The organism is Cloacibacterium normanense (assembly GCF_003860565.1).
Lineage (GTDB): Bacteria > Bacteroidota > Bacteroidia > Flavobacteriales > Weeksellaceae > Cloacibacterium > Cloacibacterium normanense.
This window is the reverse complement of the sequence record NZ_CP034157.1, coordinates 144,033-161,048: the sequence shown is the minus strand read 5'-3', so window position 1 is coordinate 161,048 and position 17,016 is coordinate 144,033. Positions and strand designations below refer to the sequence as shown.

Below are 17,016 nucleotides of genomic sequence, written 5' to 3'. Positions count from 1 at the left end.
AAAAAAAATTTCTACAAACCTTTCGCTCCTATGGAGCGAAACTTATTATCGTAAAGTATATGTTCTAAAATCTAACATTTTAATTTTTCCTAAATCAAGCAAAAAGATAAGCACTTCTTGAATTTTCTCTCTGGAAAATTCTAACAAAATCGCATTTAGATCATCTAAAGTAGCTGGTTTTTGCTGTAGAATATCTAGAATCCGTCTTTCTGCACTAATGGCATTGGTTTTAGGATTTTTGGCGGTGCAAACATAGCAATTTCCGCAGTTTTTCGGCTCTTTTTCGCCGAAATAAGTAAGAATAAGTTTCATTTTACAGCAATCATGATTTCTAGTGTAAAATTTCATTTCTTCCCATTTCTGCAATTTATTTTTCTGAATTTGCTCAAAAAGATTCCACCATTTCCCAGAAAAAGTTCGGTCTTCTCTAGGTTTCAAAAATTTGATAGAATCTAAACTTCCGTCTAGATAATCTATATATCCTTTTTGGTGAATTTCTTTCAGTCTTTCTTTGAATTCTTGCGCACCAACTCCTAATTTTTTACATGTATTCGCTTCGCTAAACTGAACTCTGTGCGTGGATAAACCGTCAACACATCTGAGCAATAATTCTATAAAATAACTGTCTTTTTTCTGCAAATTTTCTAAATCACTTACCTCAAATTTCAATTCTAAAGTAGATAAATTTTTAGAGGTATTGAGATAAATTAACTCTTGATTATGCAGAAAATTAAGCACATTTCTAATCTTGGCTTGAGAAATTTTAGTAAAGTTTTGAATTTTAGAAATATTCAGTTCAAAAATATTTTCAGGCAATTCATTTTCTGCAATCATGAAAGTAGAATACAGATAAGAAATTACTTTCAAAAACTCAGATTTAGAAGGAGTTTGATTATAAAAAACATCGTCTAAATTTAGTAATTCCTGCTCATTCCAAAGTAAAAAAGCATAACTTTTCTCGCCATCTCTACCTGCTCTTCCGATTTCCTGATAGTAGTTTTCTAAGGATGGTGCTGGTGAAAGATGAATTACAAATCTCACGTTTTCTTTATCAATTCCCATCCCAAAAGCATTGGTAGAAATCAATACATTCTGGTTGCTTTTGAGCCATTTTTCTTGCTTCTGATGTTTTTCTTTCACAGAAAGTCCTGCGTGAAAAAAATCTACATTTTTGAGTTTATTTTTTTGCAAAAATTCTGTCAGATTTTCTGCTTCCTTTCTGGTTCTGGTATAAATAATCCCTGAATTTTGGTTGTGTTTTAGCAAATCTAAAACTCTCTGGTATTTATCTGCAATCTCATCAATAAAAATACTGATATTCTCTCTTTTAAAACTTTTTCTAAAAATTTGATATTGAGTAAATCCTAATTTTAGTTTAATGTCTTCTAAAACTTTGGGAGTTGCTGTAGCTGTAAGCGCAAGGCAAGGAACATTCTTAAAAAGCGTTCTAAAATTTTTAATATTTTGATAACTCGGTCTGAAATCTTGTCCCCATTCAGAAATACAATGTGCTTCGTCTACTGCAATAAAAGAAATCTGAATTTCTTCTATTCTTTCTAAAAACTGACGATTCTGAAGTCTTTCTGGAGAAATATAAAGCAATTTGGTAATCCCTTCAATACACCTCCCATAAATTTCTTCTTGTTGTAATTCATCTAATTCCGAACTTAAATATTCTGCTTCTATTCCTCTTAACTTCAACTGCTGAACTTGGTCTTTCATTAAAGCCAAAAGTGGAGAAATCACCAAACAGGTTCCTTCTAAAACCAAAGCTGGAAGCTGATAACAAAGAGATTTACCACCACCAGTAGGTAAAAGTGCAATGGTATCTTTACCCGCAATAACCGCATGAATGATGTCTTGTTGTGAATCCTTGAAATCTTGATACCCCAAAAATGAGTAAGGGTTTTCTGTGTGAGTTCAGCTAAATGATGAGAAGATTGCATTTGGTAAATTTAAGAATTTAGTTTAAAATTTTGCATAAAAAAAGCTGCGATAAACGCAGCTTTTAGTATTGATTTTAAAAATTATTTTTTAATAATTAATTTAGTAGGAATATCATTTTTTGGGATAGAATTCCATTCAGAATCTAAAACATATCTTACTTCTACTTTTCTGTCTTGTAATCTTGCTTCATCAGATGCTGATTCTGCTACTTTAGCTTCAGATTCTCCCACTCCTTTTGATTTAATTTGAGATGGGTTTACTCCTCTTTTTTCTAATTCTTTCACTACTTCTGCAGCTCTAGCTCTAGAAAGTGCTAAATTATAAGCATCTGAACCTTTTTTATCTGTATGACCGATTAATAAATAAGTACCACCTTGAGAACTTTTGATAATCTGAGCAGCTAAATCTAGTTTAGAATTTGATTCTGGTCTTACAGTAGCTTTATTAAAATTAAACAAAACATCTCTTAATGCAAGTTCTATATCTGTAGCTAATTTACTTTTATCAACTGCTACTACTTTAGGACAACCATTATTTTCTACAGGGCCAGGAACGGTAACGCATTTATCATTTAAGTCTATTACTCCGTCTAAATCTGCATCTAATGCTACACCAGCTCCATCTACTCTTGCTCCAACTGGAGTGTCTAATTGTCTATCCCAATCATCACAAACTCCATCGTTATCAGTATCACCTTTTTTACAAACTTCTACATCTACATTTTTATTATCTAAAACATCTAGTTTATAATAAATTTCTTGTAATGGATCATGCCACATTAAGTGTGATTGGTGTTTTCCTAGTTTTAAGGAAATACCTAAAGTTGCATTAAAGAAATTATCAGAAACTTGATCTTCTCTTAAGTTTACAGGACTATCATAACCATTATATCCTAGGTCTTCGCTTCCTAGATAGTTACCACCACCATCAAAAGAATCATCTCCAGTTACTACGTACATTACTCTACCTTCGATATCAATTCTTCTATTTACTTTAAATTTAACACCAGCTCCAGCTTGTCCGAAAAGTGAACCTACTGAAAATCCATTATCAGTAATTAATGGTGCAGAAGAAGAACCTTCATCTTGTCTGTATGCTTTATAAGATAAAGCACCAATACCTGCATAACCATGTAACGCCCATCTGTAAGGAGAATGATTATCTACTCTTCTTAGTAAATTAGAGAAGTTAATATCTCCGATTAAAGATATCGATTGATATTTAGTTTTAGCACCTACATTATTAGCGACTGTACCTTCATCTATCTTGGCTAACCCTTGCTTAGTTTCTCCTAAGTCATATTGAAGGTTTAAACCAAAGGCATGGGTAATAGCTTTATCTATACTTAAATATGCAGAGTAGCCAAATAGGTTTTTACCTGCTCCATTTTTTATTGAAGTTAAATCTCCTGATTGAATTAATGGAACTCCAAAACCCGCAGAGATTGACCAATCATTAAATTTTTTATCTTTTTGTGTAAAAGGTTTATTTTGGTCTCCTACATAAAAGTTATCATTTTGTTGTGCTGTAACTGACAAAGGCAAAAGCATTGCTAATGTGAAAGTTGCAAAATTTATTTTCATGATGTTGTATTTTTAAATTGAAAGATTAAAATTATTGAGCCGCTTTGAAATAAACTCTTCTGTTGGCTTCATTTTTCCATTCTGGACACTTAGTAGCAGGGTTACATTCTGGATATTTAAGGTCTTTTTCACCTCTACCTTCTGTAATAAGAATGTCTGGATTTACCCCTTTACTAACTAAATAATTCTTCACTGCTTTTGCTCTTCTTTCAGATAAGTTGAAGTTGTAGCTATCTGATGCTCTAGTATCAGTACCACCTATTACATAGAACTTAACTGTAGAATTTAGCTTTTTAATAATTTCTGCAGCATTGTCTAACTTAGCATAAGACTGAACTCTGATTACGTCTTTATTCAATTCAAATTCAATTCCTTCAAATCTATTAATTTCTTCAATAATTTCTAAAGTTTCGTCAACTAAGTAAGGACATCCTTTATTTTTAGCAAGACCTGGAACTGTTACACAAGCATCGTTTAAATCTATTACTCCATCTAAGTCCATATCTAGTGCTTTACCTGCACCATCTACTCTAGCTCCAAGTGGTGTATCTAACTCACGATCCCAATCATCACAAACGCCATCTTTATCAGCATCTCCTCTTTCACAAATAATAGGTTCTACTGATCTACTATCTAGAGCAACTATTTTTCTAAGCGCTTCATTTTGGGCATCATACCAAGATAAATGGGTATTATGCTTTCCTAATTTTATAGTCACCCCTACATTTGCTACAATCATGTTATCCGAGAAATTTTTCTTAATTTGATTGTAAACACCATCAGCGGTCTCACCACCTCCATCGAATTCATCATCACCAGAAATGATATACATAACTCTAGTATCAATATCAATTCTTCTAGAAAGATTATATTTTACGCCAGCTCCTCCTTTATAAAAGAATGAATCTATTCCAAAGGACTGCTTAAACTTTTGATAATTTTCATCTATCGTATTTCCGTTTGGCAATGTAGACAAAGGTTTGTCATCATCTCTTTCGAATTCATAACCTTGTAAACCAATACCTGCATAACCATGTAGAGACCATCTAAAAGATGATTTATTGTCTGTTCTTCTAAAAAAATTAGAAAAATTTACGTCTCCTAATAAACTTACTTGATTGTATCTCGTAGTAGCAACACCTAAACCATAAGAAGGTCTCGTTACAATTCTACCAGTTTGCTTAGTTTTACCAGTTTGGTATTGTAGTTCAAAACCAAACTTATCACTCACTTGTTTTGCAAGCCCTACATAAGCATTCCATCCGAAATTTTTTCCATCTTGGTTGAGAGAAGTTAAATCGCCGTGGTGCATAATAGATGTACCACCTCCTAAAGTGATTGCCCAATCATTATACCTTTTAGCTTTGTTGTCAAATTTTGACACTTTAGCAGAGCCAGAGGTGAACGTGTTGGGATACACACTATTTTCCTTGTTATCTTGAGCTAAGAATAAGCTAGGAAAAGATAACAATAGTGTTAATAAACCTAATTTCATATTTGTGTTTTTATTTTATATTCAAACTATCTAGTAGAGCTTTAGAAAATTCCCTTTCACATAAATGCTTATGATGAGGGATTTTCAGTTTCTTAGATTCAAAATTAATATTGTTAAATGTTACAATATCAATATCTATTATCCTATCAATATAACCTCCTACTGCAGATGAATCAAGCTCTCTTCCCATCTCTTTTTCTATAGATTTCACAGCATTTAGGAAACTATATGGCGAGATTGTGGTAGTTAAGCCTATTGCAATATTACAAAAAATATTTGTACTTTCAAACTCTACTGGTTGAGTTTCTATCATTTCTGATGTTTTTATAATTTTTCCCAAGCAATTTTCTATTTTTGCAATCGCTTGGTTTAAATTAGACTTGGTATCTCCTAAATTGCTACCGAGTAACAAAACCACATAATGTAACGACATATTATTGAATAATTAAGTTCTCAAAAATTATTATGAAAGATTTTATAAAAAATGTATTTGCAAATATAGTAGCCATCCTTCTAATAGGAATAGTTTTATTTGGGTTTATAGTATTATTTTTTGTTGCAAGTGCAATGAGCAGTGATCAAAAACCTTATGTAGAGAATGACTCTGTTCTTACCCTCAATTTTAACGGAAACGTTATCGATTCTTACACCGAACAAGAGGAAAGCCTTTTCGATTTTGGCAAAAGTAAAGATGTACTGCTGTTAGATGTGATCAACGCTATCAACAATGCTAAAAATGATGAAAAAATAAAAGGCATAAGTATAGAAGCTGACAATTTACCTGCAGGAATCACTCAAGTTGATGACATTAGAGCGGCCATCGAAGATTTTAAGAAATCAGGAAAATTCGTGTATGCTTACGGAAATAACATGTCACAAAAATCCTATTATTTAGCTTCAGTAGCAGACAAAGTGTACCTTAATCCTGTGGGAATGATAGAACTTAAAGGAATGTCTACAGAAGTAACTTTCTTAAAAGATTTTGCAGCAAAATATGGAATTGGCGTAGATGTCATCAGACACGGAAAATTCAAAGCTGCGGTAGAACCATTTATCAGAAATGATATTTCACCAGAAAACAAAGAGCAACTTTCTACTCTTCTTAATGACATTTGGGGAAATATATCTACTAAAATTAAAACCTCTAGAAAATTAGACGATACTACTTTCAAAACCGCAGTAGACAGTTTATATGGTTTTATACCAGAATTAGTCGTGAAAAATAAATTGGCAGACCAACTGTTACAGAAATCTGAATACGAAAACCTAATTAAAAAACAACTCAAGTTAAAGTCTGACGAAAAAATCAACAGAATTTCTGTAAATAAATACATAAACTCACTAGATGAAGAAAAAAGTAGTGACAACAAAATTGCTGTTCTATATGCCGCTGGAGAAATTTTCAATGGTGATGAATATCAGAACATTCACTCTGAAAAATATGTAGAATACATCAAAGATTTAGCAGAAGATGATGACATAAAAGCAGTGGTTTTACGTGTAAATTCACCTGGTGGAAGCGGAAATGCTTCAGACGAAATCTTATTTGAATTACAACAACTTAAACTCAAAAAACCTCTAGTAGTTTCTTTTGGTGATTATGCAGCTTCTGGTGGTTATTATATCTCTATGGCTGCTGATAAAATCTATTCTTCACCTAATACTTTAACGGGTTCTATCGGCGTTTTTGGCATGATTATGAATTTTAAAGATTTAGCCAATAGAAACGGAATTCGCTCTGACATTGTTTCCACTAATGCGAATTCGCAAGTTTATTCACCTCTTTCTGGAGCAGCTCCTGGAACTATTCCTATTTTAACCAGAAGCGTGGAAAGCACTTATAAAAGATTTGTATATTTTGTAACTCAAAACAGAAAAAAATCTTTTGAACAGATTGACACAATTGGCGGTGGTAGAGTTTGGAGCGGAACTAGAGCAAAACAATTAGGCTTGGTAGATGAGTTAGGCTCGCTTCAACAAGCAATTAATTACGCTGCTACCAAAGCAAAATTGAAAGACTATTCACTAGACAGTTATCCTAGAAAATCTAGTCCACTAGAAGAATTCTTCAAACAAACTGAGGAAGACGAGATCGCAGCAAGAGTAATTTCTAAAAAAGTAGGAAAAGAAAACTATGAACTCTTCCAAAAAATAACCAATCCAAAACTGAATAACGGAGTACAAATGGCACTCCCTTATCAGATTACGATTAAATAGCAAAACATTTCCATCCATATTAAAACGAAATCGCCGTTTCAAAAATTTTGAAACGGCGATTTTAATGTTTATTACAATAGATTATTGCTTGGCGACTAATTTCCCATACACAAATAGCACTAAAAGCGCACCTAATACAGAAATTACAATACTGCCAATATCCCAAGGATTATCATCCTGTGAAATACCAATTAGTCCTGCTAAAAATCCACCAACAATAGAACCCACAATTCCTAAAATAATCGTCATGAGCCAGCCCATGTTTTGATTTCCTGGCATTACAAATTTTGCTAATGCTCCAATGATTAGACCAAGGATGATCCATCCAATAATTGCCATCATAGTTTAATGTTTTAAGTTTATAATTTTGTTAATTTGACTTTATAAAGTTATCAAATTTTATAATATCACAAAATTATTTTCTTATTTTAAAGAAAGAATCTACAAATTCTTCACCATTAAATAATTGCAAATCTTCCATTTTTTCGCCTACTCCAATGTATTTTACAGGAATCTGAAACTGGTCTGAAATCCCAATAACCACACCTCCTTTCGCAGTTCCATCTAGCTTTGTCACTGCAAGAGCGGTAACTTCTGTAGCTGCCGTAAATTGTTTTGCCTGTTCAAAAGCGTTTTGACCAGTAGAACCATCTAAAACCAATAAAACTTCATGTGGAGCTTCTGGCAAAACCTTCTGCATAACACGTTTAATTTTAGAAAGCTCATTCATTAAATTGATTTTATTATGCAATCTTCCCGCAGTATCAATAATGACTACATCTGCATTTTGTGCTACAGCACTTTGAACCGTGTCAAAAGCTACTGAAGCAGGATCAGAACCCATATTTTGCTTTACAATAGGAACACCTACTCTTTCACTCCAAATCACCAACTGGTCTACAGCTGCAGCTCTAAAGGTATCTCCAGCTCCTAAAACCACTTTCAAACCTTGTGACTTAAACTGATTTGCCAATTTGCCAATCGTAGTGGTTTTTCCTACACCATTTACTCCAACTACCATAATTACGTATGGCTTTTTGGTTTCGTCTATATTTTTGGTTTGAGAATGTGGATTTTCTAAAAGCAAAGCCGAAATTTCTTCACGAAGAATTTTATCCAATTCAGAAGTGTTTACATATTTATCTCTTTCTACTCTGGCTTCTATTCTTTCGATGATTTTTACAGTAGTATTTACACCTACATCAGAAGCAATAAGGACTTCTTCTAGCTCATCTAGAACCTCATCATCTACTTTAGATTTTCCGATTACAGCTCTAGAAATTTTATCAAAAAAACCTTGACTTGATTTTTCTAAACCTTTGTCTAAAGATTCTTTTTCCTCTTTTTTAAATATTTTTTTAAACCAACTCATATATTAGATTTGAGATTTGAGATTTACTCACGAATTTTTTATTATAATTTTGGAGTTCGTGAATGCTCCGCATTTGAGATTTGAGATTTCTAAACCAAATCGTTAAAATTGTTTTTAAAATTTTAGGTTCACAAAGATAACAAAAAAACTACCCAAAAAATTGAGTAGTTTTATATGTTTATACAAGACGTAGAATTATTTTTTCAAATAAGCTTCTACATCGTCTGCATTCATTACTTTTTCTTCGAAAACGTAAGCTCCAGTCTTAGGGGACTTTACCATTTTCACAACTTTGGTCATTTTTTTAGACTGACCTGATTGAAGTGTTGCAACAACTTTCTTTGCCATCTTTTAATATTTTTAAAGATTACTTGATTTCTTTGTGAACTGTATATTTCTTAAGAACCGGATTGTACTTTTTAAGCTCTAATCTTTCCGTAGTGTTCTTTTTATTTTTTGTGGTGATGTATCTAGACATTCCAGCCACACCTGTTTCTTTGTGCTCTGTGCACTCAAGAATTACTTGAACTCTATTTCCTTTCTTAGCCATTTCTTATTATTTTAAAAATCCGTTTCTTGTTGCTCTTTCAATCGCCTCTTCGATACCAATTTTATTGATAACTCTCAAACCATGAGCAGAAACTCTTAATGTTACGCTTTTTTCTTGCTCTGGAAGATAAAATGTCTTCTCTAATAAATTAATTTCAAAACGTCTTTTCGTTTTGTTATTTGCGTGAGAAACGTTGTTTCCTACCATTGCACGCTTACCTGTTATTTGGCAAATTCTTGACATATCTCGATGTTCTTTTTTACTACTATGTATTTTGAGTGTGCAAAATTATAGATATTTTTTTGAACTCACAAATTTTCAAACAAATAAATTTGTAATTTTTTCAAAAAAACTTAATCTAAATTTTGATAAATTATTTTTTAGAAGCTATTCTTTCTCCGAAGTGGTAAATAATTAAAAATCCGAGCACAAATATAGCAATTCTTGAGATTAAATCACCTATTTTTGTGTAAATAGATTTTTCTTCAAGCAAATTAGCCTTTACCAATAGCGCTGTTCTATCATCATAAAAGGTGTCTTCTAGAACATCTCCTCTTGCATTAATATGCGCAGAAATTCCGCTATTGGCAGCACGTACAATCTCTCTCCTAGTTTCTATAGCTCTCAGTCTGGCATAAGAAAGCAATTGCTTGTGACCTTCAGTATTATCCCACCAAGAATCATTGGTCATAATCGCGAGAAGGTTTGCACCATTTTTGACATAATCGGTTACGTATTCTCCATAAATACTTTCATAACAGATAATAGGAGCCATTTTAGCCTTGTTAAATGTATTGCTGAAAACTTTTCTTTCCTTATCAATTCCAAGAGATGAATTTGCACCTCCGAAATCCAGCATCGCATCTCCCAAAATAGGCTTCAGATATCTAATGTATGGGAAAATTTCAACTCCAGGAACCAATTTCGCTTTGTGATAAACCTCCACTTCTTGATTTGGAATAATTTGCAATGCAGAATTATAAGAATTTACCCAAACTCCATTTTGAATTTCTGTAGAATAATCCTCAGTATCCGCTTCGTCAAACAAAAATTTATGCGTGGAAGCTCCTGTTAAAAATATAGATTGTGGGTGTTTTCCCAAAAAATCTTTGGCAATTGCGATAGAAGTACTTTTATTAAAACCATTTTCGCTCAAACTTCCGTTCCCGGGAAATGCAGTTTCGGGCGCAATGAAAAAATCTACTTTTGTTTTAGAATTTTCTTCGGCTAAATTTAAAAGTTCTCCTAATATCTGTAAAGAATCTTTACTGTATTTTTCGGTATAAGGATCTAATTTTGGTTGAAGCAAAAGCGTAGTCACTTCTCCTACAGGTTTTTCTTGATAAGAATTGTATTTATAAATAGAAATCAGAAGAGGCAGAACTATAAGCGCTGTTAAAATAGAAATATTCTTCACCAAATCTTTTCTTATTCTTCCTGCTTGCCAAATTCTCAATGTATAAAAAGCAAAAACATTAATCAGCAAAATCCAAAAACTACCGCCAGTTGCACCAATTGTATCGTACCATTGAATCAATTGAGGATATTCTGAAAAGGCATTTCCTAGATTAAGCCAAGGCCAAGTAAATTCCCAATTGAGATGAAATCTTTCGAAACTTAACCAAATTGCCACAAAAAATACTAGCCCAAAATAAGTTCCTCTTACTTTCTTATACCAATAATACAGTTGAAAAACCAAACTCATCAATAAAGAATTGACAATAACAGGAATTGCAACTGCCAAAAGAGAGTTATTTCCGTCTGGATTTTTAGCGTGATATAACCAACCAGTAGTTACTACATTCCAAATGAAAAAAGCAAGATAAGTCAAACCAAAAACCGCCCATCCTTTTTTATTGATTTTTGAAAATTTAGAAATTTCTTGCTCCATTAATAACAATGGAACGAAAGCAAAAAATATAAAAAACGGAATTCCGTAAGTAGGCCAAGAAATAGATAACAATAGCGCTGATATTAATGATAGAAAAATATATTTCATAAGTAAATCCTATTGGTGAAGGGCAAATTTAAGGTTTTTACATGGGGTAAAAAAGAGAAACATGACAAAAGTCATATTTTATAAATAACTGAGAATCAATACAAAATAAAATATTTTTATTCTTATTTAAAATTATTCTAAATAAATTTTGTGATTTAAACTTACATTTTTATTTTTGCAGAGTTATTTTTAATCATTCTAAATAAAGTTAAATGAGAAATCAAATACTTCCCCTTTTATTAGTTGCAGCATCAATTACTGCAAATGCTCAACAAAAAAAAGACAGTTTATATACCAGAACCATAGAAGATGTAAAGCTTCACAAAACAGGAAATCCTAATAACGCTAGAGTTTCTACTATAAAATCTCAACTAGATGTAATGGAAACTCCACAAGCGATTGCCATCGTAACTCATGAAGTTATAGAACAGCAACAAGCACAACAACTTTCTGATGTAGTAAAAAATGTAAACGGTGTTTATATTACCTCAGCGAGAGGTGCTTCTCAAGACAGTTTTGGAGCGAGAGGTTACACTTTTGGCAATGAAAATATCTACAAAAACGGAAGTAGAGTAAACTCAGGAATTTTCCCAGAAGTTTCTGGTCTAGAACGTGTAGAAGTTTTAAAAGGGAGTGCTGCAATTCTTTATGGAAACGTAGCTCCTGGTGGAATTGTAAACATGGTGACCAAAAAACCTCTTTTTAACTTCGGTGGAAATATCGCTTTAAATTACGGAAGTTGGAACAATGTAAAACCTACCATCGATATATATGGCGGATTGACCAAAAATTCAGCTTTTAGAGTAAACGGAAGCTACGAAAATAAAGAAAGTTTCAGAGATATTGTACAATCAGAAAAGCACTATTTCAATCCAAGTTTCCTTTATAACATTTCAGATAGAACACAAATCATCATAGAAGCAGATTATCTTAAACATCACTTCACTCCAGATTTTGGTTTAGGCGGGTTAGTTTTAAACACAACCACTAATGAATCAAAACTCAACACACTTCTTGGAATCAATAAATTCCCTGGTGCAACTTGGCAAAATCAAACCAATGAAATGCTTACTTCTACAGTAACATTAAACCACGAAATTAATTCTAATTGGAATTTTAATACGGTTGCATTTTTCCAAGATTATACCAGGGATTTTTACGGAACCGAAAGAATTCAATGGAATTTGCAAACCAATGGAGATTACGTTTGGAAGAGAACTTTAAACAAACAACTTCAGGAACAAAAGTACGGAAGCCTTCAGTTTAATTTAAATGGTCAATTCAAAACTGGAAAATTAAACCATAAACTTTTAGTTGGTGCAGATGCTGATTATTTACAAGCTGACACTTATTCTTATCAATTGCAAAAACAAGACGGTACTTTCGCAGATGCAGGAAATAACTTTGTTTATGGAACCAACGGAAATACCAGCAATGGAAACATTTCCTTATCAGATGAAAACACTTGGAAATCTGGAGAAATGCTTAATTCAAGACAAAAAGACCTTAACAGAATTCCTACAAGAAGAGTGGGTATTTATGCTCAAGATTTAATTGCTATTACAGATAAATTCAAAGTTCTAGCAGGTTTAAGATGGTCTTACTTAGAAAACAAAAACACCATTGTAGAAAACTATTTGAATAACACTAAAACATATAAAGCAAGTTCAGGAAATCCTAAAGAAAGCGCATTTTCGCCAAGAGTAGGATTAGTTTATCAGATTGATGATAGCTTCAGCACATTTGCAAGTTATAGCAACTCTTTCAATCCTAACTCTGGTAGAGATATTAACAATTTACCATTGCCTTCTTCATTGATTGACCAATATGAAATTGGTTTAAAGAAAAATTTATGGAAAAACACTTTAGCGTTTAACATTACTGCTTATCAAATTGAAAACAGCAATTTAGCACAAACAGCTGCTTTGGATAAAAATGGGAACATAAACGGCGACACTAACATAAAAGAAATGACGGGAGCTACCAGAAGCCGCGGTATAGAATTAGACATTACAGGAAATCCTACACCAAATCTCTCAATCAACGCTGGTTACGCATATAACAATATGGTTTACACAGATACACCAGACTCTGACGGAAGTTTCGTAGAAGGAGAAAGATTGGTAAGAACACCTGCAAATACTGCGAATGCTTCTATCTTCTATACCTTACCAAAATATGTAAAAGGATTAAAATTAGGATTCACCGCATTCTACACCGGAGAAAGATTGGCTGGTTGGAATAATCTAAAAGACAAAAACGGAAACCCAAAAACCAACAGAATGTATGAAATTGGAGATTTCACTACTGTAGATTTCACTATTGGTTACCAATTTAAGAAATTCAATATTCAAGGAAGATTAGGAAACATTTTCGATGTGGTAGATTACAATGTGCACGAAAATTACTCTGTAAATCCTATTACTCCTAGAAACTTTTACTTAACATTTAATTATAAGTTTTAACCTATCATATCAAATTCAATCAAAAAGTGGAGAACTCGTTTTCCACTTTTACCTTTTAAACTAACTTAATGAAATTTACTTTTAGAACATGAAGAGCACAAGAACTACAATGAGAATTTTACACCGCTACATCGGTTATTTTATGGCAGGAATTATGGCGGTTTACGCGATTAGTGGGGTATTATTAATCTACAGAGACACAGATTTCCTAAAAAAAGAAAAGAAAATCGAAAAAAAATTAGAAGCGAATATTCCAACAGATAAATTGGGAAAAGAACTTAAAATAAAAGGTTTCGAAGTGAAAGAACAAAAAGGAAATCTTATCCTCTTCAAAGAAGGAACTTATAATGCGAAAACAGGAGAAGCGAAATATACTAAAAAAGAACTTCCTTACTTTTTAAGGAAAATGACAGAATTGCATAAATCAGATTCAAAACATAAATTTTATTTATTGAATACGATTTTTGGAATTTCACTGTTCTTTTTTGTGATTTCATCATTTTGGATGTTTAATCCAAAATCTCAAATTTTCAGAAAAGGAATGATTGCCACCATAATAGGTTTAGTTTTGGCATTATTCTTGACATTAGCATAATTATAGAAAAAATATTTTTTTACAAAATTTATTGCGTATTAAATAATAATTTGTAACTTTGCAAAGCTTTTTTAACTAATTATAAAACATTGATATAAAAGTCATTACAAGATAATAAGTTGTAAAAAAAACAACTTAACGTTCGTTAGGCAATTATTAAATAATTAGATATAATCTAAATAAATTAACATTTTTTCATTTGTGTTTTTAGGCGGGATAAAATATTTTATATTTTGTCTCGCCGTTTTTTTAATTTTGAACTATGAAAAATATAGAGGTTATCCAAGAGAAACTTTCCACTTGGTGGAATATTATCGTAAGCTTAGTTCCGAATATCGTTTTGCTAATTGTATTCATAATTGTATTTTCTTTTTTAAGCAAATACCTCATCAGAATTATCACGAAAATTCTTTACCGCATTTTTCCTGAAAACGCTAACAAAAACACACCTCTTCTTTTGGCCAAATTTGCCAAATATATTCTCTATGCTTTAGGAATTTACATCGCCTTAGAAATTATGCATCTAGGCAGTTTCATGGTGAAATTTATCGGGAGTTTAGGAATTGCAGGTGTTATTGCTGGAGTTGCATTAAAAGATGTAGTTTCTGGAATTTTTGCAGGTGCAGCTGTAAATTTTGAAAAAACTTTTCAAATTGGTGATTTAGTAACCATCAGTAATATCAAAGGAACGGTAGAAGACATCAGTATGCTCACTACCAAACTGAGAACAGAAAACGGCGAAACCGTCTATGTTCCCAATCAGTTAATTTTCAACACTCCTTTCTTCAATCACAGTAAAAAATCTTAGCCTAATTTCTCGGCAATATCTTCCCATTCTTGCATGGTAGCAGCTAATTCGTCTTGCAAATCCTGATATTTTTTCAGTTCTGCATCAGAAGGATTAGACTTGGCGAAGATACTTTCTAGTTGAGCGATTTCTTTTTCGTAGTCTGCAATTTTTTCTTCAATTTTTTTGAGTTTATTTTGAAGATTCTTTTGAAGATTCTTTTGTTCTTTGCTTACGAAAGCATTAGCATTTTGCTGAGATTTCGCTTCGCTAGTAGCGGCTTCTTTCTTTTCTTCTGCTTTTATTTCTGCTTCCTGACTTAATTTAGATTTTTCGGCAGAAATTTCTCTTAGAGATTCTTTTTGACGATATTCTAGATATTCATTAATATTTCCTAAAAACTCTTTCATACTGCCATCTCTGAACTCGAAAATTTTATCACACAATCCTTGTAAAAATTCTCTGTCGTGAGAAATCACAATAATCGTTCCTTCGAATTTCTGTAGCGCTAACTTGATAATTTCCTTCGAGTGAATATCTAAGTGGTTTGTAGGTTCGTCCATAATCAACGTATTGAAAGGACGAAGCAATAATTTACAAAGCGCCAATCTATTTCTTTCGCCTCCAGAAAGCACTTTTGTTTTTTTGGTCACATCTTCACCAGAAAAAAGGAAACTTCCTAGTAAATCACGAACTTTGGTTCTGGTTTCTTCAGTCGCAGCATCTTCTGCTTCTTGTAAAACTGTTTTTTCAGGACTTAGAACTTCTTCTTGGTTCTGTGCAAAATATCCTATGTTTACATTATGCCCAAGATTCCATTCACCTGAATAATCTTTGATTTCACCTGCTAAAATTTTAGCTAAAGTGGTTTTACCTTGTCCGTTTTGTCCGAGAAGCGCAATTCTATCACCACGCTGAACAAAGAAATCTACATGATCAAAAACCTGATGATTCCCGTATTTTTTGCCTAAGTTTTGAGCTTCGAAAATCACTTTTCCTGGTACTACACTTTGCACGAAACGAATATTAAACTTAGAAACATCTTCATTCTCTACTTCAATTCTCTCAATTTTTTCTAATTTTTTAATGAGAGATTGTGCGAAAGAAGCCTTAGAAGCAGAAGCACGGAAGCGATTGATGTTATCTTCCATTTGCTTAATTTCAGTATCTTGGTTTTTCTTCGCTTGAATCAGTTTTTCTTTTCTGTCTTTTCTAAGTTCTAGATATTTGGTATAATTAGCTTTATAATCGTCAACTTTCTTATTATTAATATCAAAAGTTCTGTTACAAACCGAAGTCATAAACTGTTTATCGTGACTTACCAAAACAATAGCACCATTATAATCTTTCAAGAAATTTTCTAGCCAGATGATTGATTCCATATCTAAGTGATTGGTAGGTTCATCCAGAAGCAAAAGGTCATTATTCTGAAGTAATAATTTAGCGAGTTCTATTCTCATTCTCCAACCTCCAGAAAACTCATCGGTAAGTCTATGAAAATCTGCAGCTTTGAAACCAAGACCTAACAAAACTTTTTCTATATCTCCTTCCAAATTATACGCATCGTGATGATGAAGATAATCATTAAGATCTGTCATTTTATGGATTAAATCATGATAAGTATCTGATTCATAATCAGTTCTAGTTGCTAATTGGTGATTTACTTCGTCCAATTCTTTTTTCCAAGCATTAATTTGCTCGAAAGCTTGAAGTGTCTCATTCCAAACGGTTCTTCCCTTTACGAAATCTAAATCTTGTTTTAAAAACCCAATGGTAATATTACCATCTGGAACAATATTTCCTTCGTAGAAGTTAATATCGCCAGAAATCATTTTGAGAAGTGTAGATTTTCCTGCACCATTTTTCCCTACCAAACCTATCTTATCATCTTTTTTGATGGTAAAATTTACATCTCTAAAAAGATAATTTCCCGAATGATGAAGACCAAGACCTTGAACTGAAAGCATAATGAATTGTTATTTTTTGAGATTGCAAAAATAACGCTT

Annotated in this window: 14 protein-coding genes and 1 pseudogene; 4 read left to right on the top strand and 11 right to left on the bottom strand. The window is 32.4% G+C overall.

Features of this window, described 5'->3' with window-relative positions:
* Positions 1–45 precede the first annotated feature (45 nt).
* The 4 genes and pseudogenes from EB819_RS00755 to folK form a co-directional block, all read right to left on the bottom strand.
* Positions 46–1,946 (bottom strand): annotated as a pseudogene (locus EB819_RS00755) (RecQ family ATP-dependent DNA helicase).
* 81 nt (positions 1,947–2,027) lie between these two features.
* Positions 2,028–3,530: an OmpA family protein gene (locus EB819_RS00750; RefSeq protein ID WP_069797235.1), complete on the bottom strand. Its 1,503-nt coding sequence runs from the start codon at positions 3,528–3,530 to the stop codon at positions 2,028–2,030.
* Between the two features lie 31 nt (positions 3,531–3,561).
* Positions 3,562–5,025, bottom strand: a complete 1,464-nt coding sequence (locus tag EB819_RS00745; RefSeq protein WP_069797236.1) for an OmpA family protein — start codon at positions 5,023–5,025, stop codon at positions 3,562–3,564.
* A gap of 10 nt (positions 5,026–5,035) precedes the next feature.
* Positions 5,036–5,458 carry a 2-amino-4-hydroxy-6-hydroxymethyldihydropteridine diphosphokinase gene (folK, locus tag EB819_RS00740; RefSeq protein WP_069797237.1) on the bottom strand — a complete coding sequence of 141 codons (423 nt, stop codon included), beginning with the start codon at positions 5,456–5,458 and terminating at the stop codon, positions 5,036–5,038.
* Between the two features lie 32 nt (positions 5,459–5,490).
* Between folK and sppA the strand changes: the two genes are divergently transcribed.
* Positions 5,491–7,242: a signal peptide peptidase SppA gene (gene sppA / locus EB819_RS00735; protein WP_069797238.1), complete on the top strand. Its 1,752-nt coding sequence runs from the start codon at positions 5,491–5,493 to the stop codon at positions 7,240–7,242.
* An 81-nt stretch (positions 7,243–7,323) separates the two neighbouring features.
* On the opposite strand, the gene EB819_RS00730 is transcribed toward sppA, so the two are convergent.
* From EB819_RS00730 to lnt, 6 genes are all read right to left on the bottom strand, one after another.
* Positions 7,324–7,584: a GlsB/YeaQ/YmgE family stress response membrane protein gene (locus EB819_RS00730; RefSeq protein ID WP_245993184.1), complete on the bottom strand. Its 261-nt coding sequence runs from the start codon at positions 7,582–7,584 to the stop codon at positions 7,324–7,326.
* Between the two features lie 73 nt (positions 7,585–7,657).
* On the bottom strand, positions 7,658–8,614 hold the full coding sequence (gene ftsY, locus EB819_RS00725) for a signal recognition particle-docking protein FtsY (protein ID WP_069797239.1): 957 nt from the start codon (positions 8,612–8,614) through the stop codon (positions 7,658–7,660).
* A gap of 195 nt (positions 8,615–8,809) precedes the next feature.
* Entirely contained in the window at positions 8,810–8,962 is a 153-nt protein-coding gene (locus EB819_RS00720) for a DUF4295 domain-containing protein (RefSeq protein ID WP_069797240.1), read from the bottom strand.
* 19 nt (positions 8,963–8,981) lie between these two features.
* Complete coding sequence (gene rpmG, locus EB819_RS00715) at positions 8,982–9,164, bottom strand: 50S ribosomal protein L33 (protein WP_039341297.1); 183 nt, start codon at positions 9,162–9,164, stop codon at positions 8,982–8,984.
* Between the two features lie 6 nt (positions 9,165–9,170).
* Complete coding sequence (gene rpmB / locus EB819_RS00710; protein WP_069797241.1) at positions 9,171–9,407, bottom strand: 50S ribosomal protein L28; 237 nt, start codon at positions 9,405–9,407, stop codon at positions 9,171–9,173.
* A 130-nt stretch (positions 9,408–9,537) separates the two neighbouring features.
* Positions 9,538–11,163, bottom strand: a complete 1,626-nt coding sequence (gene lnt, locus EB819_RS00705; RefSeq protein ID WP_069797242.1) for an apolipoprotein N-acyltransferase — start codon at positions 11,161–11,163, stop codon at positions 9,538–9,540.
* A 212-nt stretch (positions 11,164–11,375) separates the two neighbouring features.
* Here lnt and EB819_RS00700 point away from each other — a divergent pair, with 212 nt between their 5' ends.
* The 3 genes from EB819_RS00700 (at position 11,376) to EB819_RS00690 (ending at position 15,031) form a co-directional block, all read left to right on the top strand.
* Entirely contained in the window at positions 11,376–13,628 is a 2,253-nt protein-coding gene (locus EB819_RS00700) for a TonB-dependent siderophore receptor (RefSeq protein ID WP_069797243.1), read from the top strand.
* Positions 13,629–13,716: 88 nt separating this feature from the next.
* Positions 13,717–14,223: a PepSY-associated transmembrane domain-containing protein gene (locus tag EB819_RS00695; RefSeq protein ID WP_069797244.1), complete on the top strand. Its 507-nt coding sequence runs from the start codon at positions 13,717–13,719 to the stop codon at positions 14,221–14,223.
* 262 nt (positions 14,224–14,485) lie between these two features.
* Positions 14,486–15,031: a mechanosensitive ion channel family protein gene (locus EB819_RS00690; protein ID WP_069797245.1), complete on the top strand. Its 546-nt coding sequence runs from the start codon at positions 14,486–14,488 to the stop codon at positions 15,029–15,031.
* On the opposite strand, the gene EB819_RS00685 is transcribed toward EB819_RS00690, so the two are convergent.
* Complete coding sequence (locus EB819_RS00685; protein WP_069797246.1) at positions 15,028–16,977, bottom strand: ATP-binding cassette domain-containing protein; 1,950 nt, start codon at positions 16,975–16,977, stop codon at positions 15,028–15,030. The genes EB819_RS00690 and EB819_RS00685 overlap by 4 nt on opposite strands.
* Between the last annotated feature and the right edge of the window lie 39 nt (positions 16,978–17,016).

Bases quoted from the DNA above. Each gene is read 5' to 3' on its own strand.
- EB819_RS00750 (WP_069797235.1), bottom strand. From the start codon at position 3,530: ATGAAAATAAATTTTGCAACTTTCACATTAGCAATGCTTTTGCCTTTG.
- EB819_RS00745 (WP_069797236.1), bottom strand. From the start codon at position 5,025: ATGAAATTAGGTTTATTAACACTATTGTTATCTTTTCCTAGCTTATTC.
- folK (WP_069797237.1), bottom strand. From the start codon at position 5,458: ATGTCGTTACATTATGTGGTTTTGTTACTCGGTAGCAATTTAGGAGAT.
- sppA (WP_069797238.1), top strand. From the start codon at position 5,491: ATGAAAGATTTTATAAAAAATGTATTTGCAAATATAGTAGCCATCCTT.
- EB819_RS00730 (WP_245993184.1), bottom strand. From the start codon at position 7,584: ATGATGGCAATTATTGGATGGATCATCCTTGGTCTAATCATTGGAGCA.
- ftsY (WP_069797239.1), bottom strand. From the start codon at position 8,614: ATGAGTTGGTTTAAAAAAATATTTAAAAAAGAGGAAAAAGAATCTTTA.
- EB819_RS00720 (WP_069797240.1), bottom strand. From the start codon at position 8,962: ATGGCAAAGAAAGTTGTTGCAACACTTCAATCAGGTCAGTCTAAAAAA.
- rpmG (WP_039341297.1), bottom strand. From the start codon at position 9,164: ATGGCTAAGAAAGGAAATAGAGTTCAAGTAATTCTTGAGTGCACAGAG.
- rpmB (WP_069797241.1), bottom strand. From the start codon at position 9,407: ATGTCAAGAATTTGCCAAATAACAGGTAAGCGTGCAATGGTAGGAAAC.
- lnt (WP_069797242.1), bottom strand. From the start codon at position 11,163: ATGAAATATATTTTTCTATCATTAATATCAGCGCTATTGTTATCTATT.
- EB819_RS00700 (WP_069797243.1), top strand. From the start codon at position 11,376: ATGAGAAATCAAATACTTCCCCTTTTATTAGTTGCAGCATCAATTACT.
- EB819_RS00695 (WP_069797244.1), top strand. From the start codon at position 13,717: ATGAAGAGCACAAGAACTACAATGAGAATTTTACACCGCTACATCGGT.
- EB819_RS00690 (WP_069797245.1), top strand. From the start codon at position 14,486: ATGAAAAATATAGAGGTTATCCAAGAGAAACTTTCCACTTGGTGGAAT.
- EB819_RS00685 (WP_069797246.1), bottom strand. From the start codon at position 16,977: ATGCTTTCAGTTCAAGGTCTTGGTCTTCATCATTCGGGAAATTATCTT.